The sequence below is a fragment of the Actinomadura chokoriensis genome, assembly GCF_041463665.1.
GTDB lineage: Bacteria > Actinomycetota > Actinomycetes > Streptosporangiales > Streptosporangiaceae > Spirillospora > Spirillospora chokoriensis_A.
Window position 1 is genome coordinate 1 of sequence record NZ_JAXCEJ010000043.1, and the last position, 20792, is coordinate 20792.

The 20792-nt window shown below is 71.3% G+C and carries 21 protein-coding genes; 1 reads left to right on the top strand and 20 read right to left on the bottom strand.

The features are described from left to right. The 13 genes from SM418_RS36700 to SM418_RS36760 form a co-directional block, all read right to left on the bottom strand. Positions 1-623: ISAs1 family transposase (locus SM418_RS36700; RefSeq protein WP_371946280.1), on the bottom strand; the 623-nt coding region annotated here is incomplete at its 3' end. A gap of 707 nt (positions 624-1330) precedes the next feature. Then, entirely contained in the window at positions 1331-2059 is a 729-nt protein-coding gene (locus SM418_RS36705; RefSeq protein ID WP_371946279.1) for a FadR/GntR family transcriptional regulator, read from the bottom strand. 188 nt (positions 2060-2247) lie between these two features. Further along, positions 2248-2619 (bottom strand): nuclear transport factor 2 family protein, encoded by a 372-nt coding sequence (locus tag SM418_RS36710; protein ID WP_371946278.1) that lies wholly within the window; start codon positions 2617-2619, stop codon positions 2248-2250. Further along, on the bottom strand, positions 2616-3815 hold the full coding sequence (locus tag SM418_RS36715; protein WP_371946277.1) for a cytochrome P450: 1200 nt from the start codon (positions 3813-3815) through the stop codon (positions 2616-2618). Before SM418_RS36715 ends, SM418_RS36710 begins: the two co-directional genes overlap by 4 nt. 16 nt (positions 3816-3831) lie before the next feature. Beyond that, complete coding sequence (locus SM418_RS36720) at positions 3832-4257, bottom strand: acyl-CoA thioesterase (RefSeq protein ID WP_371946276.1); 426 nt, start codon at positions 4255-4257, stop codon at positions 3832-3834. 33 nt (positions 4258-4290) lie between these two features. Next, positions 4291-4734 (bottom strand): MaoC family dehydratase, encoded by a 444-nt coding sequence (locus SM418_RS36725; RefSeq protein ID WP_371946275.1) that lies wholly within the window; start codon positions 4732-4734, stop codon positions 4291-4293. After that, on the bottom strand, positions 4731-5171 hold the full coding sequence (locus SM418_RS36730) for a hypothetical protein (protein WP_371946274.1): 441 nt from the start codon (positions 5169-5171) through the stop codon (positions 4731-4733). The genes SM418_RS36725 and SM418_RS36730 overlap by 4 nt, the downstream gene beginning before the upstream one ends. A 5-nt stretch (positions 5172-5176) precedes the next feature. Then, positions 5177-6727, bottom strand: a complete 1551-nt coding sequence (locus tag SM418_RS36735; RefSeq protein ID WP_371946273.1) for an AMP-binding protein — start codon at positions 6725-6727, stop codon at positions 5177-5179. Positions 6728-6743: 16 nt separating this feature from the next. Next, positions 6744-7151, bottom strand: coding sequence for a nuclear transport factor 2 family protein (locus tag SM418_RS36740; protein WP_371946272.1), 408 nt, complete (start codon positions 7149-7151; stop codon positions 6744-6746). Positions 7152-7186: 35 nt separating this feature from the next. Beyond that, a complete protein-coding gene (locus tag SM418_RS36745; protein ID WP_371946271.1) occupies positions 7187-8026 on the bottom strand; it encodes a mycofactocin-coupled SDR family oxidoreductase in 840 nt (279 codons plus the stop codon). Between the two features lie 141 nt (positions 8027-8167). Next, the gene (locus SM418_RS36750) at positions 8168-9385 is read right to left on the bottom strand and encodes an NAD(P)/FAD-dependent oxidoreductase (RefSeq protein WP_371946270.1); all 1218 of its coding nucleotides are present in this window, start codon (positions 9383-9385) and stop codon (positions 8168-8170) included. 1 nt (position 9386) lies between these two features. Then, positions 9387-10175, bottom strand: coding sequence for an amidohydrolase family protein (locus SM418_RS36755; protein WP_371946269.1), 789 nt, complete (start codon positions 10173-10175; stop codon positions 9387-9389). After that, positions 10172-11326, bottom strand: coding sequence for an acyl-CoA dehydrogenase family protein (locus SM418_RS36760; RefSeq protein WP_371946268.1), 1155 nt, complete (start codon positions 11324-11326; stop codon positions 10172-10174). Before SM418_RS36760 ends, SM418_RS36755 begins: the two co-directional genes overlap by 4 nt. A 97-nt stretch (positions 11327-11423) precedes the next feature. Here SM418_RS36760 and SM418_RS36765 point away from each other — a divergent pair, with 97 nt between their 5' ends. Further along, entirely contained in the window at positions 11424-12197 is a 774-nt protein-coding gene (locus SM418_RS36765) for an SDR family NAD(P)-dependent oxidoreductase (protein ID WP_371946267.1), read from the top strand. Between the two features lie 45 nt (positions 12198-12242). Here the strand turns inward: SM418_RS36765 and SM418_RS36770 are convergent, their stop codons facing one another. The 7 genes from SM418_RS36770 to SM418_RS36800 form a co-directional block, all read right to left on the bottom strand. Further along, positions 12243-13418: a CaiB/BaiF CoA transferase family protein gene (locus SM418_RS36770; RefSeq protein ID WP_371946266.1), complete on the bottom strand. Its 1176-nt coding sequence runs from the start codon at positions 13416-13418 to the stop codon at positions 12243-12245. Beyond that, complete coding sequence (locus tag SM418_RS36775) at positions 13415-14887, bottom strand: aldehyde dehydrogenase family protein (protein WP_371946265.1); 1473 nt, start codon at positions 14885-14887, stop codon at positions 13415-13417. Before SM418_RS36775 ends, SM418_RS36770 begins: the two co-directional genes overlap by 4 nt. A 4-nt stretch (positions 14888-14891) precedes the next feature. Further along, entirely contained in the window at positions 14892-15845 is a 954-nt protein-coding gene (locus SM418_RS36780; protein WP_371946264.1) for an HpcH/HpaI aldolase/citrate lyase family protein, read from the bottom strand. 11 nt (positions 15846-15856) lie between these two features. After that, entirely contained in the window at positions 15857-17500 is a 1644-nt protein-coding gene (locus SM418_RS36785) for an ATP-dependent acyl-CoA ligase (protein ID WP_371946263.1), read from the bottom strand. A gap of 82 nt (positions 17501-17582) precedes the next feature. Then, positions 17583-18623, bottom strand: a complete 1041-nt coding sequence (locus SM418_RS36790) for an LLM class flavin-dependent oxidoreductase (protein WP_371946262.1) — start codon at positions 18621-18623, stop codon at positions 17583-17585. Positions 18624-18681: 58 nt separating this feature from the next. After that, positions 18682-19452: an SDR family NAD(P)-dependent oxidoreductase gene (locus SM418_RS36795; protein ID WP_371946261.1), complete on the bottom strand. Its 771-nt coding sequence runs from the start codon at positions 19450-19452 to the stop codon at positions 18682-18684. Between the two features lie 118 nt (positions 19453-19570). Beyond that, positions 19571-20788 (bottom strand): acyl-CoA dehydrogenase family protein, encoded by a 1218-nt coding sequence (locus tag SM418_RS36800; protein ID WP_371946260.1) that lies wholly within the window; start codon positions 20786-20788, stop codon positions 19571-19573. Between the last annotated feature and the right edge of the window lie 4 nt (positions 20789-20792).

The window sequence follows — 20792 nt, forward strand, 5'->3', positions numbered from 1 at the left end:
GCGGCGGCGTGCAGCGACGACCGGTTCCCCTTGATGGTCAGCAGGTAGTCGGCTTGCTTGTCCTCGACCAGGTAGCGGGCGGTCTCGATGCAGGTGTGCGCGGCATCGGCGGTCACCAGCGCCCCGGCGATGTCCATCGGGTCCAGCAACGTGCGCACCTGGGTGGTCTCGGTAGTGCCCTCGGGGACGGTGATCTGCCCGAGCACCACCGCATCGTGCCGCCCGGTCCGGTGGACCATCGCCGAGAACAGCACCAGCCGGCCGCCGGCGTCCCAGCTGCCGTGCAGGTCCTTGCCGTCCAGCGCGATCGCCCACCCCTCGGCGTCGCACACGGCGTGCTCCCGCAGCCAGGCACCGACCGCCGCATCGAGTTCATCGGCGTCCAGCCTGGTCAGCACCCGCCGCAGTGTGGCGCCGCTGGGCGCCGCCAAGGCTCGGCGGGCCTGGTCCCACCGGGCTCCCAGCAGCCCAAGCAGCCGCTGCGGAAGATCGGAGGCGACCGACCCCAACTCCCGGTAGTTGGCCGCACCGGCCAGCGTCGCCATCACCGCAACCCCCAGCACCGCCACCAGCGGATGCCGGACACCGCGCGGGTCCCGCGGGTCCGTGACACCCGCCAGCATCCCCAGCAACGACGAAACCTCGGCCCGAACGTGCGAAACTGACACCGGTGACCTTCTTGTCCTGATGGTGGAAGCGTGAGAACTCCCATGATCACGGACAGAAGGTCATCCTCGTTTCGGCGTCACTCCATGTAGCAGACCCCGATCCGGGCACTCGGGGACGATCGCCCCAGACAAGCCACCTTGAAATGGCCCTGGGCCCCCGGCGAGGGAGCTGCAAGATCGTCAAAGACCGTGTCGGCTCGTTGTCGGCTCGGCGGTTTCGAAACGGATCGACACGCCGCGGCATTTGCCGACATATAAGTTGGGCTCGATGCGGACAGGCTGGCATAAAATGACACCCAGAACACCATCCTGATACGGCAATTTCGGACTTTTAATCCGTAGGTTCTGGGTTCGAGTCCCAGGCGGCCCACTCAACGCATCGCCTATGTGGCTCGCGGATACGCGTCACGTGCACGCGGTGAGGGGGCTACTCCTCCTCACCTTGGGAGGACGCGGGGAGGACGGAAGGCCGGTCTTCCTCAGCCGGGATCTTCCTTGGCACCAGTGCCGCGGCGGCTTCTGCGGCTTCGCGGGCGACCTCTGGGAGGACGCTGGTGTAGGTGTCGGCGGTGATGGCGAGCGAGGAGTGTCGCAGCATTGACGGGAAGACCGGCCTGCCTGCTGCGCGTCCAGCCGCCGGCAGGTCAGCGCCCGGCCGCGGGTCAGCGCCAGCCGACGATCTCGTTCATCAAGGCCGGCTGCCGGCGCTTGACGTAGTTGGCGTACTCCTCCATGTGCTCGCGCATGAGGCTCTCGGCGAGGTCGGCGTCGCCGCCGGCGATGGCCGCGGCGACCGCCGCGTGGGCCTCGCGGACCTTGGCGCGCCGGGTCTTGGGAAAGAACAGCCCGCTGACCCGTCCGTGGAAGATCGTTCCGAGCGAGGCGCTGAACAGGTTGAGCATCCCGTTGCCCGACATGGACGCCACCAGGCGATGGAAGTCGCCGCTGTGGCTGAGGTACTCGTCGTCGTCCTCCAGCGGGGTGCCCTCGGCGAGGGCGGCGAGCTGGGACAGGACCTCGGGATCCCGGCACTCGGCGGCCAGCCGCGCCATGACCGGCTCCATCACCAGCCGCGCCTCCATGAGCTCACGGAAGGTCATCTGGCCGGCCTGGAAGTACATCCCGGCCATCTGGCCGAACGCGGCCGGGCTGACGCCCGCCACGATGGGACCGCCGCCCGGGCCCGGCTTGATGGAGATCAGGCCGTGGACTTCGAGGATCCGCAGCGCCTCGCGCAGCGAACCGCGCCCGACCCCGTACTCCTCCAGCATCTGCGCTTCCGAAGGCAGCGGCGTACCGGCGGGCAGGCCTTCCGCGCCGATCTTGCGCACGATGTCCTGTGCGACCGCCTCGCCCACCTTCAGCCCCCGCTTGATCTGCGGTTGCGCCACCCGGGCCCCCTCTGCCGAATCAATGACAAACATCATTATGGTGCACAGGAAGATGCCGGGCGTCCGCTCATGTACGGATGCGGGCCGGGCGCGGGGGGCTCCGCGCGCATCGCCGTCCGCCGGATCCGACGATGACGGGCCGGCCCGGGCGCGGCCCGCGGATGGGCTGCGGGCCGCGCACGGGCAGGTCAGGCCAGCATCGCCGCCACGGCGGCCGTATCGTACCAGCTGCCCAGGCGGGCGATCAGGCCGTCCCGGAGGTCGAAGACATCGACCGCCTCGAAGGCGACCGGGCGGCCCTCGACCGTCCGGCCGGCGAACGTGATCTCCACGACAGTGGCCGACCCGAAGTCCAGGCGGCGGGTCGGCCGGTCGAGGTGTTCTGCGTAGCCGGCGAGTACTCGCGGGTAGTAGGCGAGGACGTCGTCCCTTCCCCGACGGGTGCGGGCGCCGGTCGCCGCCAGCACCGCGTCCTCGGTGAAGAGGTTCCGCAGCGTGCTCCAGTCTTCGCCGTTCACGGCCGCGAAGTATCGGGCGACGACGTCGTCGCCCGTGCTCATGAGGTGGGCCGGAACCGCAGCCGCAGCGACGACGGCGCCCGGGTGAACAGCCCGCTCGGCGGCGCCGGTTCGAGCAGTTCGATGTCCTCCATCGCGTCGAGCAGCTCGTTGGTCGCCGTCTCCACCTCGGTCTTGGCGAGCATCGCACCGACGCAGAAGTGCCGGCCGAAGGCGAATCCGGTGTGGTTGGCGGCCGCGGCGAACGCCTTGCCGAAGTCCAGGTCGGGGCGGGTGATGTCGAACCGTTCCGGCTCGGTGTAGTGGCGCGGGTCGCGGTTCGCGGCGGCGATCAGGCAGATGACGGTCGCGCCGGCGGGAATGGTCCCGCCGGACACCTCGACGTCCGCGGACGGCTGCCGCATGATCATCTGGACCGGCGGCGAGTGCCGCAGCGTCTCGGCGAAGGCGTTCGCGATCAGTGTGCGGTCCGCGCGGACCTTGGCCATCTGATCCGGGTGGTTCACCAGGTTCAGCATCATGTTGGCCATCGCCTTGTCGGTGGTCTCACCGCCGGCGACGAGCAGCAGGCTGACGAAGGCCTTGATCTCCAGCTCGGTCATCCGCGCGCCGTCGATCTCCGCGGTGCACAGCGTGGACAGCAGGTCGTCGCGCGGCGCGGCCCTGCGCTCGGCGATGTGCGGCAGCATGTACGCCTGCAGTTCCTCCTTGGTCCGCAGCCCCTGGTCGATGACGTCCTGGTCCTGGGAGAGGTTGCCGAGGAACGCCATGATCGAGGTGTACCAGCGGTGGAACAGGGCGTGGTCGGTCTTGGGCAGGCCGAGCATGTCCACGATCACGTTGATCGGGAAGCGGATGGTGAAGGCGTCGACGAGATCGACCTCGCCGGCGTCCCGGAACTCGTCGACCAGCTCGCGGGCGTTGCGCAGGATCACCGGGGCGAACGTGGTGGCCAGTTCGCTGCCGCGGAAGGCCGGCGAGACCAGGCCGCGGTGGATCGAGTGCTCGCGCCCGTCCATCTGCAGGATGGTGCGGCCGTGCACGGGCTCCAGCTGCCAGCTGTAGTTGTCGGTGGTGAACACCGGGTTCTTGAACGCCTGCTCGACGTCGTCGTACCGGCTGATCACGTAGGCGTCGAGCCCTTCGTGGAAGGACAGCGGCGCGGTCTCGCGCAGCGCCTCCCACACGGGTGCCGGGTCTGTCTGACATTCGGGGGACATGATATCGATGACCGCCATCGGACTGTTCCTTCCGTTACGAGCCGAACGTGGACATCGGCAGACTGCGCAGCGCGTCGAGGAGGCCGTCCGGAATGGGCGCCTTGGTCCCGTCGGGGCTTCGCACCGCGAAGATGATTTCGCCGTGCGCGACGAGCTCGCCCTCCCGCACGAAGTCGAAGCCGACGGTGTAGGAGGTGGTGCCGAGATGGTCGAGGACGGCCTGGCAGGTCAGCTCGTCGAAGACCTCGCACTGCCTGATGTACCGGCACGACGACCGCATGCCGACCGTGTAGACGCCGAACCGGCCGATGAGGTCGGCGGAGTGGATGCCCAGGCTGTACAGCCAGCCGCTGTAGGTGCGTTCCATCCACGGGTAGAACATCGCGAAGTAGGCGATGCCCAGGGCGTCGCAGTCACCGTAGGAGAGCCGGAACGTGATCCGGTCAGAGGATTCAGGCATGCGGGTGCCTCCAAAGATGAGGTGGCCGGGTGGTCACTCGGCTGGCGGGGCGGTCTCGTCCGGGCCGGCGGGCTCGCAGGTCACCAATGCCGTACCGGACAGCACCGTCCCGCCGCCGACGACGTCCAGCCGAACCTCGCACTCGGCGACGGTCGCGCCGCCCTCGTCACGCACGTCCGTGACCGTCCCGGCGGCGCGCACGTGGTCGCCGGCGAAGACGTTGCCGGTGAACCGCAGCCGGACCCGGCGCAGCCGGTCGTGTCCGCCCGCCCACGACGACAGCATGTCCAGGACGTAGGCCATGTTGGTGGGGCCCTGATTGATCGGCCGGTCGCCGAGCCCGGTCGCGCGGACCGCCTCGACGTCCCAGTGGATCGGATTGGCGTCGGACAGCAGCGCGGCCATCGTCTTCATCTTCTCGGCGTCCACCGAGCGGACGTCACGGGACGGCAGTTCGTCGCCGATCCGCACGGTCATCGGGTCCTCCTCGGGAAGACGATGGAGTTGCGGCAGACCGCCGCCGGGCCGTCGGCCCCGTCATGCAGTTCAAGCTGGTACCGGACCAGGTCAAAGACCCCGGCCCGGCGGCCTCGCTTGCGCTCGGCCGCGTAGACGAACCCGTCGACGCGGTACTCCGCGCCGACCAGCAGCGGCCGGGCGATCTCGATGTCGCAGTCGCCGAACAGCGGGCCGTCGGCGGCGGTCGCCCCGAACCAGGTGAACAGCTCGTCCCACGAGATGCCCATGGCGCTGGTGGCGGCGATGAACACGAACACCGGATGGGCGTGCTCGCCCCCCTGGGGGGCGAGCACGACATCGTTGGTGAGCCAGGCCCGCCACGGCGTGATGGCGTAGGTGCCGCCGGGGAACCGGCGGCCCACCATCGAGGCGAGGTCCTGCTCGCTGAACGTCACCGCCGTCACACCTGCCGGTCGTGCTCGGCCCAGTACGGGGCCCGCAGGTCCCGCTTGAGGATCTTGCCGGTGGGCGCCTTCGGCAGGCTGGCCACGAAGTCCACCGAACGCGGCTTCTGGTACGAGGCGAGGTTCTCCCGCGCGGTGGCGATGATCTCCGCCTCGGTGGCGGTGGTATCCGGCTTCAGCACGACGACGGCCTTGACGGCCTCGCCCCACTCGTCGTCGGGCACGCCGATCACCGCGCACTCCAGCACCGCCGGGTGCTTGGCGATGGCCTCTTCGACCTGGACGCTGTAGATGTTCTCCCCGCCGGAGATGATCATGTCCTTGGCACGGTCGACGATGAAGACGTAGTTCTCCTCGTCCCAGGTCGCCAGGTCGCCGGTCCACATCCAGCCGTCCCGCAGCGTGCTGGCGGTGAGGTCCGGCCTGTTGTAGTAGCCGATCATGTTCGCCTCGGACCGGACGATGATCTGCCCGGTGGTCCGACCGTCCTTGGGCACCTCGCGGCCCTCGGGATCGACCACCCGGACCGTGGTGACGAACCCCTCGCGGCCGCAGGAGCGCAGCCGGTGCTCGTTCCGGCCGGCGACCGCGTTCGCGTGATCCTCCTGGGACAGGAAGGTCATCGTGGTGCCCTCGGTCTGCCCGTACCCCTGGATGAGCGTGCACGGGAAGGACTCGAGCGCGGCGCGCACGATCGCGGACGGCATGGGCCCGCCGCCGTACTGGATGTTGCGCAGGCTGGACAGGTCGTAGTTCGCGAACCCGGGGACGGCCATCATCCAGTTCAGCATCGTGGTGATGCCGAGGAACGCCGACACGCGCTCCGCCTCGATGATCTCCAGCGCCTGCTTGGCCTCGAAGTTGACCAGGACGAGTGGGCAGCCGTGCTTCATGTAGTTCATCGAGAGCACGATCGGGATGTGGTACATCTGCCCGGTCAGCATGTACACGTCGCTCGGCACGATCCGCTCGGCGACGGTCTGGTTGAGCATGCCCATGGCGGCGCTGCGGTGCGAGTGCAGCGCCCCCTTGGACTCCCCGGTGGTGCCGCCGGTGTACAGGATGAAGAACGGATCGTCTTCGCTGATCTTGTCCGCCCAGATCGGCTCGGCGTCCGAGGCCGCCGCGACGAGGTCCTCGTACGAGCCGTCGCCGTCGCCGTACTGCAGCCAGTGCGGGACGTCGGCGAGCCGCTGCAACTCCGCGGCGACCTCGCGCCACTCCGGTGCGACGACGACCAGCTTGGGGCTGGCGTCCTGCAGCAGCCGGACCAGCTCGGCCGTGGCCAGCCGCCAGTTCAGCGGCTGCAGCACCAGGCCGGCGCGACCGGCCGCGAAGTACAGCTCCTGGTACTCGATGCTGTTGCGGCTGAGGACCGCGATGCGGTCGCCGGTCTCCAGGCCGAGACCGCGCAGCCCGTTGGCGAGCCGGCGGATCCGCTCATCAAGGTCGCGCCAGTTGATCCGGCGGTCGTTGGGGACGTCGTAGATCGCCTGAGCCGACGGCGTCAGCGCCGCCCACTTGGCGGGGATCAAGCCCTGGTTCATGGTCCGGCCTCGCTCGTCAGTAGGGCAGGTCGAGGGCGATGTGCCGCTTGGACAGCCGCCATACGCCGCCCTCGTTGACGAGCCGGTCCTGGTACTTGCCGCTGGACAGCACCTGGATGGCGCCGTTCTCGACCGAGAGGAGGGTGAGGTAGGACTCGGTGGTGGCCGATGTGGCGTCCTCCTCGCGGATGATGATGTTGGTGGTGAGGTGCCGGCGCTGGTCGGTCTGCGAGGCCAGCGAGTCGCGCATCAGGCCCATGATGGCCTCCCGGCCGTCGAACGGGCCGATGAGGTCGCCGCCGGCGATGGTCATGCTGAGCACCGCGTCCTCGGTGAAGCAGTCCGCCATGGTGTCCATGTCGTTCTCGTCGTAGGCGAGCGCCCAGCGGTGGAAGGTGTTCTCGATGCCGCCTCGTGCGGACATGACGTTCCTCGATTCGGTGGGTTCGGGTGAGGGGGTCACTTCACGGTCGCGCCGGCGTCCACCGGCAGGGTGACGCCGGTGATGTAGCGGCTCTCGTCGCTGGCCAGGAACAGGACCGCGTTGCTGATGTCGGCGCTCTCCACCCACGGCACGGGCAGGGTGTTGAGCGACAGGAACCCGGGCATCGCCTTCTCCTGGCTGGGCTCGGGGTCGCCCGGCGAGAACATCGCGTACGTGCCGGGGTTCTGGATCATGATCGTGTCGACGTTCGTCGGGTGCACGGTGTTGACGCGGATGCTGTGCGGGCCCAGCTCGTTGGCCAGGGTGCGCATCAGGCCGACGAGGCCGTGCTTGGCCGCGACGTAGTGCGCGACGTGCTGGACGCCCTTCAGGCCGCCGATCGAGCTGGTGAACATGATCGATCCGCCGCGACCGGCCTCGATCATCGCGGGGATGGCGACCCGGGCGGTGTGGAAGACGCCGGTCAGGTTGACGTCGATCATGTCGCGCCACTGCTCGGCGGTCAGCTCCCACGCCTTGCCGTAGGTCGCGATGCCCGCGTTGGCGACGACGGTGTCGATCCGGCCGAGCTCGGCCAGGCCATCGTCGAACGCCTTCTGCAGACCGTCCAGGTCCCGCACATCGGCCTTGCGGGCCACGATGCGCCGGCCGAGCGCCTCGACCTGGGCGACCGTCTCGGCCAGCTCTTCCTCGGTGGCGAGCGGGTAGTACGGCGTGACCGTGTCGATGTTCGCGCAGATGTCCACGGCGATGATGTCCGCGCCCTCCTCGGCCAGGCGCACCGCGTGGCTGCGTCCCTGCCCGCGCGCCGCCCCGGTGATGAAGGCGACCTTGCCTGCCATGCGACCCGTCATTGGTGTCTCCTCGTGGGCGGCGAGCGGTCGCCGCTCGCGTCATTGATCGAATCTCTGATAAGGATAAGCATCGTTATAACGGTGACGGAAGAGCTGGTCAACTGTTTCCGGGAGATTGCCGCGGACTTTCGACGGCAGCGCTCAGCTGCGAAGATCGTCGATGACCGAAGGCCACGACGCACCCTCGGACAGCGACCGGCGCAGCCGGATCGCCGCCTTCACGGCGTTGAGCGCGACGACGCCCTGCAGGCGGCCCTCGCCTCCCGCCACCGCGATGAACCGATCGCTCTCGGGGTCTCCGTCGAGCACGACGACCTCGTCGGCCGGGCGCACCCGCCCGAAGATCTGCAGTTTGGCGCCGAACTGGTCGGACCACACGTACGGCACCGGGTCGTACTCGGTGCGCGTGCCGCACAGGGTCGCCGCGACGGCGGCGGCCTGCTCCCCCGCCCCGGTCCAGTGCTCGGTGCGCAGGGTCGTCCCGTACCGGCGGGCCCGCCAGCGGGCGACGTCGCCGACGGCGTACACGTCCTCGACGCCGGCGGCGGCCAGCGTCTCGTCGCAGACCACGCCGTCGTCCAGCGTCAGGCCGGCGCCCTCGAGCCAGCCCGTGGCCGGCCGCGACCCGATGCCGACCACCGCGACGTCGGCGGGCAGTTCGGTGCCGTCGTCGAGTTCGACCGCCGTCAGCCGGTCCTGACCGTGCAGCCGGGCGACCCGGCGGCCGAGCAGCACGCGCACCCCGTGGGCGGAGTGCCGGACGGCGGCCGCCGCGCCGAGCCGGGTGCCGAGACCGCGCCCCATCAGCACCCGGTCCGCCTCGACGATCGAGACGTCCAGGTCCAGGGCGCGGCACGAGGAGGCGATCTCCGCGCCGATGAAGCCGCCGCCGACCACGACGACCCGTGCCCCCGCGGACAGCGATTCGCGCAGCGCCAGCGCGTCGTCGAGCGTGCGCAGGACGTGCACCCCGGTTCGCGGCCCGTCGGCGACCGTCTCCGGCAGGACGCGCGGGGCGGATCCGGTCGCGACGACGAGCGCGTCGTAGCCGACCCGCGTGCCGTCCCCCAGCGCGACGTGCCGCGCGACCGGGTCGAGGCCGACCGCCGGCCGGCCGAGGCGCAACTCGATACCGAGCCCGGCGCACTGCTCCGCCGAGAGCAGGGCGATCCCGGCCCGGTCGGCTCGCCCGAGCAGGATCCCCTTCGACAGCGGTGGCCGGTCGTAGGGTGGGTGCGGCTCGGCGCCGATCATCGTGATCGGGCCGGTCCATCCGCCGCGGCGCAGCGCCTGGGCGGTGCGCGCGCCGGCCAGGGACGCGCCCACGATCACGGCACGTCCCGAACTCTCCGGCGGCATGTCAGTCCAGGCCCAGCAGCGCGGCGAGAGTGCCGCCGAGAATCGCCGACTCCTCCTCCGGGGACAGGCCCCAGGACCGGACGGCGGCGATCTCGGCGGCCGGATCCGCCATCGGCCAGTCCGAGCCGAACACCATCCGGTCGGCGCCGTGCGCGGCGACGATCGCCCGCATCCGTGCGGCGTCCAGGTCGGACAGCCGGGGCGGCCAGGAGGTCTCGAGCACCGCGCGGGAGCCGACCACCAGTTCCTCGGCCTCGTCCAGACGGTGGTACCCGCCGTAGTGGCAGGCGATCAGCCGCAGCCGCGGCACGGCGTCGAGCAGCGCGCGCAGGTGCCGCGGCGCGCCGCGGTCGTTGGCCCGCTCGTCGCCGCCCGCGCCCGCGTGCGTGATCACCGTGACGTCGGCGTCGGCCAGCGCGCGCGCCAGCTCGACCACCGCCGGGTCGGCGAGCGACAGGTCCTGGAACAGCGGATGCAGCTTGACCCCGCGGATCCCGTTGTCGGCCAGGGACCGCAGGTTGCGGTCGATCGGCAGCCCCGGATGGACGGTGCCGAACGGGATGAACCGCTGCCGGTCCACCGACCCGATGAACTCGTTGGTGCGCTCGACGTTCTTGGCGACCCCGGCGATGCCCAGGGTCATCGCGCGGTCGATGCCCGCCGCGTCCATGGTGCGGGTCAGCCCGGCGACGGTGCCGTCGAAGCGGGCGTCCAGGCCGGCCGGGCGGGCGGCCAGGACCCGCGGCGCGATGTGGTCGGGCCAGATGTGGCAGTGCGTATCGATGATCACGACTGCTCGGCCATCCTGGTCAGCTGGCGGGCCAGCGAGTCGTAGATGACCTCGGTGGAGCCCTCGTAGATCCGCATCGGGCGCGCCTCCCGGTAGAACCGTTCGAGCGGCGTGCCGCGGGTCAGCCCGAACCGGCCGGCGACCTGCACCGCCCGGTCGACCACCCGCCCGGCCGTCTCGGTGGCCCCGACCTTGGCCATGGACGACAGCCACAGGTTGCCGAGCGGGTCGCGGGCGGCGGCCGCGGCGGCCCGGTACGTCAGCGAACGGGCCATCTCGATCTCCGTCCACGCCGTGGCCAGGTGCTCCGGGACCGACCCGAGGCGGGCCAGCGGCTTCCCGAACTGCTCGCGGCCGACGCCGTGCCGGACGGCCGCCATCAGGGCGGCCTCGGCCACCCCGACCGCGGCCCCGGCGACCGACACCCGGAATGTCGCGAGCGTGGCCAGCATCAGCGCGAACCCCTCACCGGGCCCGCCGATGCGGTGGTCGGCGGGCACCTCGGCGCCGTCGAGGACGACGTCGCCCAGCACGTGCGGCGCGATGATCTGGTGCGGGTTGCTCGTGGTCAGGCCGGGCGTGTCCGCGGGGACCAGGACCAGCGAGTAGCCGTCGCCCTCCCGGCCCAGCACGGCGTAGGTGTCGGCGTCGCCGGCGTTGGTGATGAACGACTTGTGACCGGTCAGCCGGAGCCGGCCGGCGCGCTCCTCGACGGTCGTGGTCAGCGCCTTGAGGTCGGAGCCCACCTGCGGCTCGGTCAGGGCCATCGCCGCGATGGCGTCCATCCGCGCGACGGCGGGCAGCCAGCGGTCCCGGACCGCGTCCGTGCCCGCGCGGGCGAGCGCGAACGTCCCGATGCCCTGCATGGCGAACAGCGAGTCCAGGTGCGAGCTGACCGCGGCCAGCGCCTCGCGCACCACCGTGGCGGCGAGGGAGTCGACCGCCGCGTACCGCCCACCGTAGGCCGCCGGGACCAGCACGCCCGCCAGGCCGCTCTCCGCGAGCGCCGCACGCATCTTCGGGTGCACCCGATCGGCCTCGTCCGCCTCCGCCGCCAGGTCGCGGACGGAGTCGGCGAGGGCGCGCGCCTCCGCCTGCAGACTCCGGTAGTGGTCCGGCAGCTCGTAGAGCACCGGCTGATCGGCAACCATCGCACCCACTCCTCAGGATCGGATAATTCATGCATACTATAACAAGGAATTACGCAAACACCAGATCCCCTTCGGGACACCGTGGAAGGATTTCCGCATGCCGGACAACGTGCTCTCTCCCCCGCCCGACCTGCCGTTCGCGGGCCGCGTCGTGCTCGTCACCGGCGGCAGCCGGGGGCTCGGCCGGGCCATGGTGGCCGGGTTCGCCCGGGCCGGCGCCGACGTCGTGATCGCCAGCCGGGACGGCGACGCGTGCGCCCGCTACGCGGCGGAGATCAGCGCCGCGACCGGCGTGGCCGCGCTGCCGTACGGCGTGCACGTCGGCCACTGGGATGAGCTGGAGGGCCTGGCCGACGCCGCCTACGACCGCTTCGGCCGGGTCGACGTCCTGATCAACAACGCCGGCATGTCGCCGCTGTACGACGACGTCGCCGAGGTCGGCGAGGAGCTGTTCGACAAGGTCATCGCGGTCAATCTGAAGGGCGTGTTCCGGCTGACCGCACTGGTGGGCAGCCGGATGGCCGCGGACGGCGGCGGATCCGTCATCAACATCTCCAGCCGGGCCGCGGACCGGCCCCGTCCGGGACTGCTGCCGTACGCGGCGGCCAAGGCCGGCCTGAACGCGCTGACCGTCGGCTTCGCGCACACCTTCGGGCCCGCGGTCCGGGTCAACGCGATCATGGCCGGCACCTTTTTCACCGACGTCAGCCGATCCTGGGACCGGACCGCCTTCGACGAACGAGCCCAGCGGTTCGCGCTGCGCCGCGGCGGCGAGCCGGAGGAGATCGTCGGTGCCGCGCTGTACCTGGCGGGAGACTCGGCCTCCTACACCACCGGCGCGGTGCTGACCGTGGACGGCGGCCAGCCCTGAGCGGCCGCGGCCGGCCGCGCGCGGCGGCCGGCCGTGGACGGCGGGTCACCAACGGGTCTCCGCCAGGAGTTCGGAGAGCACCTCGCCGGTGTGCTCGCCCACGCCCGGAACGCCCTCGTAGCGCGGCCCGTCCCACCGCGACAGGTGCAGTACCGGCCCGGGCATGAGCACGCGCCCGAGCACCTCGTTGCCGGTGATCTCGACCAGCGTCCGCTCCAGGAAGTGCGGGTCGGCGGCGATGTCGCCGGCGTCGTTCACCGCCGAGGCGACCACCTCGTGCTCCTCCAGGACCTGCAGGATCTCGTCCCGCGGCCGGGACGCCACCCAGTCGCGGACCCTCTCCTGGACCACCGCGTCGTTGGCCAGCCGCGCCTCGTTGGTGGCGAAGCGCGGATCGTCCAGGATCTCCGGCACGCCCATCGCGGTGAACAGCCGCACCGCGATGGTCTGGTTGGAGGCGGCGACGGCCAGCCAGCCGCCGTCCGCCGCCCGGTAGATGCCGCGCGGCGAGGCCGACCCGGTGCCGTTGCCGACACGCTGCTGCACGTGCCCGGTGGCGGAGTAGTTCAGGATCATGTCGCCGAGGATGAACATCAGCGGCTCGTACAGCGCCACGTCGACGACATCGCCGTCTCCGGTCCGCTCCCGGCGGAACAGCGCCATGGCGGTGCCCATCGCGGCGGAGATCCCGGCGATCGAGTCGGCGAACCCGAACGGCGGTGAGGTCGGCGGCGACTCCGGCCAGCCGTTGGTGAAGGCGAAGCCGCTCGCCGTCTCGGCGACCGTCCCGAAGCCGGGACGCTCCCGGTACGGGCCGGTCTGCCCGAAGCCGGACACCCGGGTCAGCACGAGCCCCGGGTTCTCCGCGCTCAACACGTCATAGCCCAGGCCCCATGCCTCCAGCCGGCCCGGCCGGAACGACTCGATCACCACGTCGACGGTCGCGGCGAGCCGGCGGACCAGCTCGCGCCCCTCCGCCGTCCGCACGTCGATGCCGACCGACCGCTTCCCGGCGTTGAGCCGGCTGAAGCCGAGCGACAGCCCGTCCTTCATCGGCGTCCACTGGCGGGCGAAATCGCCGACGGCCGGATCCTCCACCTTGATCACGTCGGCGCCGAAGTCGCGCAGCATCCGGCCGCAGGTCGGCGCCGCGTACATGGTGCCGAGCTCCAGGACGCGGATGCCGCGCAGCGGCGCGCTCTCCCCGTTCACGCCGGTCACACCCGCCACTGAATGTGCTTCACTTCGAGGTACTCGCGCATCCCCCACTCGCCCAGCTCGCGGCCGACGCCGGAACGCCCGAACCCGCCGAACGGCGCGTCCGGCCGCATGCTGCCGCCGCCGTTGATCCACACCGTGCCGGCCCGGATCCCCTCGGCGACCCGCCGCGCCTCGGCGGGATCGTCGCACCAGACGTTGGCGGCGAGCCCGTACGCGGTGTCGTTGGCGAGCCGGACGGCCTCATCGGTGTCCTTGAACGGCAGCACGACGGCCACCGGGCCGAAGATCTCCTCCTGCACGGCACGCGCGCCGTGCGGCAGGTCGCCCAGCAGCACCGGGTTCACGAACCAGCCGCGCTCCGGCAGCGGCCGCGTCACCTCCAGCAGCCTGCGGCCGCCCTCGGCGACCGAGTCGTCGATGAAGCCGCGCACCCGCGCCCGGTGGTCGGGGCGGATCATCGGCCCGATGTTGGTCGCCGGATCCCAGGGGTCACCGACGATCATCTGGTCGAACGCCTCGGCGCTCGCCGCCAGGAACTCCTCGTACAGCGAGTCGTGCACCAGCAGCCGGGCCAGCGCCGCACAGCCCTGGCCGCCGTTCCGGGACCAGCGCAGATGCATCTCCACGGCGATCTTCTTGACGTCCACGCCCGGCAGCACGATGCTCGGCGACTTGCCGCCGAGTTCGAGCGTGACGCCGGCGAGATTGCGCGCCGCCTGCTCCATGATCCTCGCGCCGACGCCGTCGGAGCCGGTGAACGACACCCGGTCGACACCGGGGTGGGAGGACAGCCGGACGCCGACGTCGGCCTGTCCGATGACGACGTTCATGACGCCCGGCGGCAGCTCCGCCTCCCGCAGCAGCTCACCGAGGAACAGCGTGGTCAGCGGCGTGCGCGGCGACGACAGCAGCACCACCGTGCAGCCGGCGGCCAGCGCGGCCCCGAACTTGAAGATCGCCAGGTTCAGCGGGTAGTTGTAGCCGGTGATCGCGGCGACCACGCCGACCGGCTGGTGGACCACGTCCGACATGGTCGGCACCGGCTCGTCCCAGGGGCCGAGGTGCTGGGTGCGGTCCACCTTGGCCGCCTCCGCGGCCCACCTCAGGTGCTGCTGCACCGCCATCTTGACCTGCAGGTACGCGGCCAGCGAGACGGGCGTGCCGACCTCGTTGACGATCGAGGGCAGCAACTCGTCGCCGTGCGCCTCGAGCACGTCGGCGAGCCGGTGGATGTGCCGGCACCGCTCCTCGCCGGACAGCGCAGCCCAGGCGGGGAACGCCTCGCGCGCCGCGGCGACCGCGGCGTCGACCTGGGCCGGCGAGGCACCGCCGACGTTCGCGATCACTTCTTCGGTCGCCGGGTTGTGGACGTCCCAGCGCTCGCCCTCCGGATCGACCAGCCGGCCGCCGATGGTGAGCTGCCGGGTCTCCGGGATCCAGTGGCGCAAGGCCTCGTAGTCGGTGTTCATGCGGTCATCCGTCGCTCTCTTCGGTGGTATTCGTCTCGGTCGGCCTGGCCGGCGTGGTGTCCTCGGCGGCTCCCCCGCCCATGGCGCGGGCTGCCGCGAGCCACTCGACGGCCTTGTCGTAGTGCGCGCGGTCGACATGCAGTCCCCGGTAGCGCAGCGCGCCGCTGCCGGCGCGGGCGGCGGTCTCGTACGCCTCGACCATGCCCTGGTAGAAGGCGATCTCCTCCGGGGCCGGGGAGAACACCTCGTTGAGCGTCGCGACGTGCGCGGGATGGATGGCGATCATGCCGCGGAAGCCGAGGCGCCGGCCGGCGACGGCGAACTCGCGCAGCCCGTGGAGGTCGTCGACCCGCTCCCAGAGCCCGGTGAGCGCGTGCAGGCCCGCCTCCCGGCAGGCCAGCAGCACCCGGCTGCGCAGGTAGAGCGTCTCGTGGCCCTCGGGCGTCCACTCGAATCCGACCTCGCGGGCGATGTCGGCGTGCTCGGCGGTCGGGCCGATCAGCGCGCCCACCCGCGGTGACGCGTGCGCGATCTCACGGACGTTGTGGATCGCCCGTACCGTCTCGACCGGCACGATGTAGCGCAGCCCGCCGACGCCGCCGCGGATCTCGAAGTGGTCCAGCAGCGCGTCGTAGCGCAGCACGTCGGTGGCCTGTTCGATCTTGGGCGCGAAGACCACGTCCAGGCCGGGCACCACCACGGCCTCCAGGTCCGCGCCGGTCTGCCGGGTGGCGAGGCCGTTCACCCGCACGCCGAGGCCGACCCGGGGGTCGGCCGCGCGCAGCCGCGCGATCGAGGCGGCGACCGCGGCGCGCGCCTCGTCCTTCAGGTCGTCCGGCACGGCGTCCTCGAGGTCGAGGATGATCGCGTCGGCGCCGGACCTCAGCGCCTTGTCTGCCCAGTCCGGCTTGTGTCCGGGGACGAAGAGGATCGAGCGGTACCGTCGTGTGTAGTCCATGGGGGCTCCGATCAATCCACCGGCGCGGCGGTGCGGTCACCGGTGTCCGGGGTGACCCCCTCGTCGCGGAGCACGGACTTGCGTATCTTCTCCGACGGCGTCTTGGGCAGGGCGTCGACGAAGCGGATGAAGCGCGGGACGGCGAACGCCGGGATCCGGCCCTCGCAGAACCGCCACAGCTCCTCGGCGTCGACCGGCTCGGCGGCCACCACGACGGCGAGCACCTCGTCCTCGCCGGCCTCGATCTCGGCCTTGACGCCGAGCACCGACACCTCGAGCACCGCCGGGTGCCCCAGGATTGCCTGCTCCACCTCGTAGGAGCTGATGTTCTCGCCGCGGCGGCGCAGCGCGTCCTTGTACCGGTCGACGAAGTAGTACCAGCCCTCCTCGTCGCGGCGCAGCGCGTCACCGGTGTGGAACCACAGGTTGCGCCACGCCTCGACGGTCTTGTCCGGCATGCCGTGGTAGCCGAGGCTGCAGGTCCACGGGTGCTTCGGGCGGACGACGAGCTCGCCGATCTCGCCGACCGGCACCTCCTCGTCGGTGTCCGGGTCCACCAGGCGGATGTCGAACCAGTCCGCGACCTGCAGCCCGGCGGCGCCGGCCGGCCGGTCCACCCCGTACGGGGACAGGATCGGCGCGCTGGTCTCGGTCAGGCCGAACACCTCGACGAACGCCTCGATGCCGAACCGGCGCTTGAAGGCCGCCAGCACGGACGAGGCGGTCGGCGCGGCGAACACCGCCCGCAGCGGGTTGTCGGCGTCGTCGTCGCGCCGTGGCTGCTTCCAGACGAAGTCCATCATCACGCCGATGAAGTTGGTCACCGTCACGCCGTCCGCGCGCACCTGGTCGATCCAGCGGCTGGCGCTGAATTTCGGCCGGACGACCAGCCCGGCGCCGGCGATCAGGGCGGGGTAGGCGGCCATGAACTGGGCGTTGCCGTGGAAGAGCGGGGTCACCGTGAGGTAGGTGTCCGCGGCGGTGAGGCGGGTGAGGGAGACCACCTCCTGGCCGAAGAAGTACATCTGGGCGTGCGGCATCGCCACGCCCTTGGACGGCCCGGTCGTACCGGAGGTGAAGAAGATCGAGGCCAGCGTGTTCGCGGCGGGCTCGGGCGGCGCGACCGGCTCGGCCGCGGTGAGCACGTCCCAGTCGTCGGCCCGCCGGCCCGCCGCCCGCAGCGCGCGCAGCGCCGCGTCGGCATGGCCGGTGTCGATCAGGAAGAAGTGCTCGATCACGTCGGCCGCGGCGCCCATCGCCAGGAAGCGCTCGGCGTACACGTCGTCGATGACGGCGAAGCGCGGGCCGGCCAGCTCGACCTGGTGCCGCAGGAACTCGCCCTCGTACGCGGTGTTGACCGGCGCCTCGACCAGCCCGGCCAGGCCGCAGCCGAGCCAGGTGAACACGAACCGCGAGCTGTTCGCCGCCATGACCAGCACCCGGTCGCCGGCGACGCCGCCGGCCGCCGTGAGACCGCCCGCGACCCGCTCGGCGGTGGCCAGCGTCTCGCCGTACGTCCAGCGGCGCTCCTCCTCGGGCGTGATCAGGAAGACCCTGTCCGGCCGCACCCGCGCGTGGTGCCGCAGGACGTGCGCGACGTTCCAGGTCGCCGGGTCCGGAAAGTCGGGAACCAAATCCGTGTAGTACCGCGTCATCGTGCGCAGTCCCCTACCGTGAGGCCCGGGCCGGCCGGTGCCGCCGGCGTCCAGGGCGTTGTCGGGTTGATGTCCATGACCACTACGCCTCGATGCCGTCCGGCAGGTCGGTGCGCGGTGTGACGGCCCGGATCGCCGGGACGACGTCGCGGCCGAGGCGGGCGATGGCCGCGATCGTCTCGTCGGCGTCCATCGACGGCCACTGCGGGCGCAGCAGCAGCGGGTCGACCGGCAGTGCGGTGACGATGTCCACCAGCCGGGCCGTGACCTCGTCGGGAGTGCCGACGACCGCGTGCCCGGCGACCGCGGCGGCGAAGTCCGCGGCGATCTCACTCTCGTCCATCACGTCGAGCCCGCGCCGGGCGTAGGACAGGTAGCGGCCCTGGGCCACCCGGGCGTACTCGACGACCGCCTGCTCGGTGGTGTCGGCGACCAGCACGTTGCGCCGCAGCGGCTGCGGGCCGAACGCCTTGCCCCGCGCGGCGAAGCCGTCGCGGACCACCGCGAACCGCTGGGCGACCTCGTCCAGCGGCGTCTCCGGCGGGCAGGCGTAGGCGTCGCCGAACCGGCCGGCCCGCCGGGTCCCGGCCAGGCTGTGCGCCCCGATCCAGATCGGCGGGTGGGGCCGCTGCACCGGTTTCAGGTGCGGCCGGACGCCGTCCAGTTGCCAGAACCGGCCGTGGTGGGTCACCTCGTCCTGCGTCCACAGCTTGATGAGCAGGTCGAGGCACTCGTCCATGCGGGCCGCCCGTTCGTTGAACGGGACGCCGAGGTAGCCGAACTCCTCGGGCCGGTATCCGAGGCCGGCGCCGAACACCAGCCGGCCCTCGGTGACCACGTCGAGCGTGGCGATCTCCTCGGCGAGCAGGACCGGGGGGTACAGCGGCGCGATCATGATCTGGGTGGCGAGCCGGACCTCCGGGTCGACCTCGGCGGCGAGCCGGGCCAGCAGCGGCACCGGCTGCAGCCAGCGCAGGTCGCCGTAGAGGAAGTGCTGACCGATGGCGATGTAGGTGAACCCGTTCGCCTGGGCGGCCTCGACGATGCGCAGCACGTCGCGGAACTGCCGCGTCGGGGACACCGACGTCGGCACGTCGCTGAGCAGTAGACCTACCTGGACCATGACCGGACCTCCGATTCGGCGAGTCGTCGATGTTGGGGCGCTGGCGCGGCCGGTCGCCTCACTTGGCGGTGAGGCCGCCGTCGACCGGCAGCGTCACCCCGGTGACGAAACTGGCGTCGTCACTGGCCAGGAACGCGATCACCGACGCGATCTCGGTGGGCTGCGAGGCCCGGCCCAGCGGGATGCCGCTGACGAACTGCTCGACGAGTTCCCCGACGTCGGCGCCGGGTTCGCGACCGAAGAACTGCGCGAGCATCGGGGTCTGCACGGTGCCGGGCGCGATGCAGTTGACGCGGATGCCGTCGGCGCCGCCGACCAGCGCGAGCGCGCGGGTCAGCCCGACGAGCGCGCTCTTGGTGAGGGAGTAGATCGGGCTGAACGGAGACCCGACGAGAGCGGAGGTCGAGGCGGTCATGGTCACCGACGCCTTGCCCTCCGCCTTCTTGAGCAGGTCCCAGGCGAGCGTCGCACTGTAGAACGGGCTCTTCATGTTGACGTCGATGTTGCGCTGCCACTCTTCGGCGCTGATGTCCAGCCCCGCCGCGCCGGGCATGCCGACCTGGTTGTGCACGATGTGCAGGCGGCCGTGCTCGGCGTCGACCCGCCGGTAGAGGTCGGCCAGCGCCGCCGGGTCGGTGGCGTCGAGTTGCACGGCGCGTGCCGAGCCGCCGGCGTCGGCGATCTCGCCCGTGACGGTTTCGGCGGCCTGGCCGGACAGGTCGACGACGTACACGTGCGCGCCTTCGGCGGCCAGCCGGCGGCAGATGGCCCTGCCCATGCCCGAACCGCCGCCGATGACCGTGGCGACGCGTCCCTCGAATCGATTCACTGCGCGTTTCCTTTCCAGGTTGTCGGTGGCCGGGCCGCGCCGCCGGTTTCCGGCCGGAGGCGCGGCCCGGAGCGTGCGCCGCTGCCCCGCCATCGGCCCGGCGCGGGGCGCGGGCCCGTCAGCGTCGCTGGTCGAAGTTCCGTCCGAGCAGTTCGGAGACGATGCGGATGCGCTGCATCGTCGGAGTGCCGCCGGCGAGCGCCCAGCCGTGCGCGTCGCGGTGCAGCCGCTCGATGCCGTACTCCTCGGTGTATCCGTTCCCGCCGTGCAACTGCATGGCCAGGTCCGTCACACGCTTGGCCATCTCGTTCGCGGTGCACTTGGCCAGGGAGACCTCCAGCGGATTCGGCAGCCCGTGCCCGGCGTTCTCCGCGGCCCGCTGCAGCAGCAGCCTCGCGGCCTCGACCTGCAGCATCATGTCCGCGACCGTCAACTGAATGCTCTGGAACTCGATCAGCGGCTTGCCGAACTGCGTGCGATGCTGGACATAGTCCAGGGTGCGGTCCAGCGCCGCCTGGCCGATCGCCAGGCTCATCGTGGTGTTGCCCAGGCGCTCGATCGAGAACGCGGTGAACAGGGAGCGGAAGCCGCCGGCGCCGATCAGCAGGTTCCGCTCCGGCACGACCACGTCATCGAAGATCACGTCGGCCGACGGGATGCCGCGGAAGCCCATCAGCCGCTCCGGCGCGCCGAAGCTCACGCCGGCGCGGTCCGCCTCGACGAGGAGCGCGCCCAGGCCCTTGGCCCCCGGCTCGTCGGACAGGCGGCAGTAGACGAGGTAGTGATCGGCCTCACCGCCGTTGGAGATCCACCGCTTCCGGCCGCGCAGGGTGTAGGCGCCGTCCGCGTACACGGCGCGCGTGGTCATGTCGGTCGCCGCGGATCCGGCGTCGGGCTCGGAGATCGCCACGGCGATCGTCGACTCGCCGGACACGACCTTGGGCAGCAGTGCCCGCTTCTGATCGTCCGAGCCCAGCAGGCTGACCACCTGGGCCGGGCCGGTGTTCGACTCGAAGACCTGGAACGCCGCCGGGCGGCAGTGCTTGGCGAGTTCCTCGATGACGACCAGGGAATCGGCGAGCGGCCGCCCGGATCCGCCGTACTCCTCCGGAAGGGAGATGCCCAGGAAACCGAGCGATCCCAGGAAGCGCCGCTCCTCGTGCGGAAAGGAGGTTCGCTCGGCATCCCACTCGGCGGCGTGCGGCGCAAAGCGTTCCCGCGCGACCGACGCCGCGAGTTCGCGGACGGCCTTCTGCTCAGCGGCGCCCGATACGCCCGCTCGACTCATCACTGACGCGGATCCCTCCGATTGACTAACTATGATATTGGTGAACATAGAT

Bases quoted from the DNA above. Each gene is read 5' to 3' on its own strand.
- SM418_RS36710 (WP_371946278.1), bottom strand. From the start codon at position 2,619: ATGAGCACGGGCGACGACGTCGTCGCCCGATACTTCGCGGCCGTGAAC.
- SM418_RS36715 (WP_371946277.1), bottom strand. From the start codon at position 3,815: ATGGCGGTCATCGATATCATGTCCCCCGAATGTCAGACAGACCCGGCA.
- SM418_RS36720 (WP_371946276.1), bottom strand. From the start codon at position 4,257: ATGCCTGAATCCTCTGACCGGATCACGTTCCGGCTCTCCTACGGTGAC.
- SM418_RS36725 (WP_371946275.1), bottom strand. From the start codon at position 4,734: ATGACCGTGCGGATCGGCGACGAACTGCCGTCCCGTGACGTCCGCTCG.
- SM418_RS36735 (WP_371946273.1), bottom strand. From the start codon at position 6,727: ATGAACCAGGGCTTGATCCCCGCCAAGTGGGCGGCGCTGACGCCGTCG.
- SM418_RS36740 (WP_371946272.1), bottom strand. From the start codon at position 7,151: ATGTCCGCACGAGGCGGCATCGAGAACACCTTCCACCGCTGGGCGCTC.
- SM418_RS36745 (WP_371946271.1), bottom strand. From the start codon at position 8,026: ATGACGGGTCGCATGGCAGGCAAGGTCGCCTTCATCACCGGGGCGGCG.
- SM418_RS36750 (WP_371946270.1), bottom strand. From the start codon at position 9,385: ATGCCGCCGGAGAGTTCGGGACGTGCCGTGATCGTGGGCGCGTCCCTG.
- SM418_RS36760 (WP_371946268.1), bottom strand. From the start codon at position 11,326: ATGGTTGCCGATCAGCCGGTGCTCTACGAGCTGCCGGACCACTACCGG.
- SM418_RS36765 (WP_371946267.1), top strand. From the start codon at position 11,424: ATGCCGGACAACGTGCTCTCTCCCCCGCCCGACCTGCCGTTCGCGGGC.
- SM418_RS36775 (WP_371946265.1), bottom strand. From the start codon at position 14,887: ATGAACACCGACTACGAGGCCTTGCGCCACTGGATCCCGGAGACCCGG.
- SM418_RS36780 (WP_371946264.1), bottom strand. From the start codon at position 15,845: ATGGACTACACACGACGGTACCGCTCGATCCTCTTCGTCCCCGGACAC.
- SM418_RS36785 (WP_371946263.1), bottom strand. From the start codon at position 17,500: ATGACGCGGTACTACACGGATTTGGTTCCCGACTTTCCGGACCCGGCG.
- SM418_RS36790 (WP_371946262.1), bottom strand. From the start codon at position 18,623: ATGGTCCAGGTAGGTCTACTGCTCAGCGACGTGCCGACGTCGGTGTCC.
- SM418_RS36800 (WP_371946260.1), bottom strand. From the start codon at position 20,788: ATGTTCACCAATATCATAGTTAGTCAATCGGAGGGATCCGCGTCAGTG.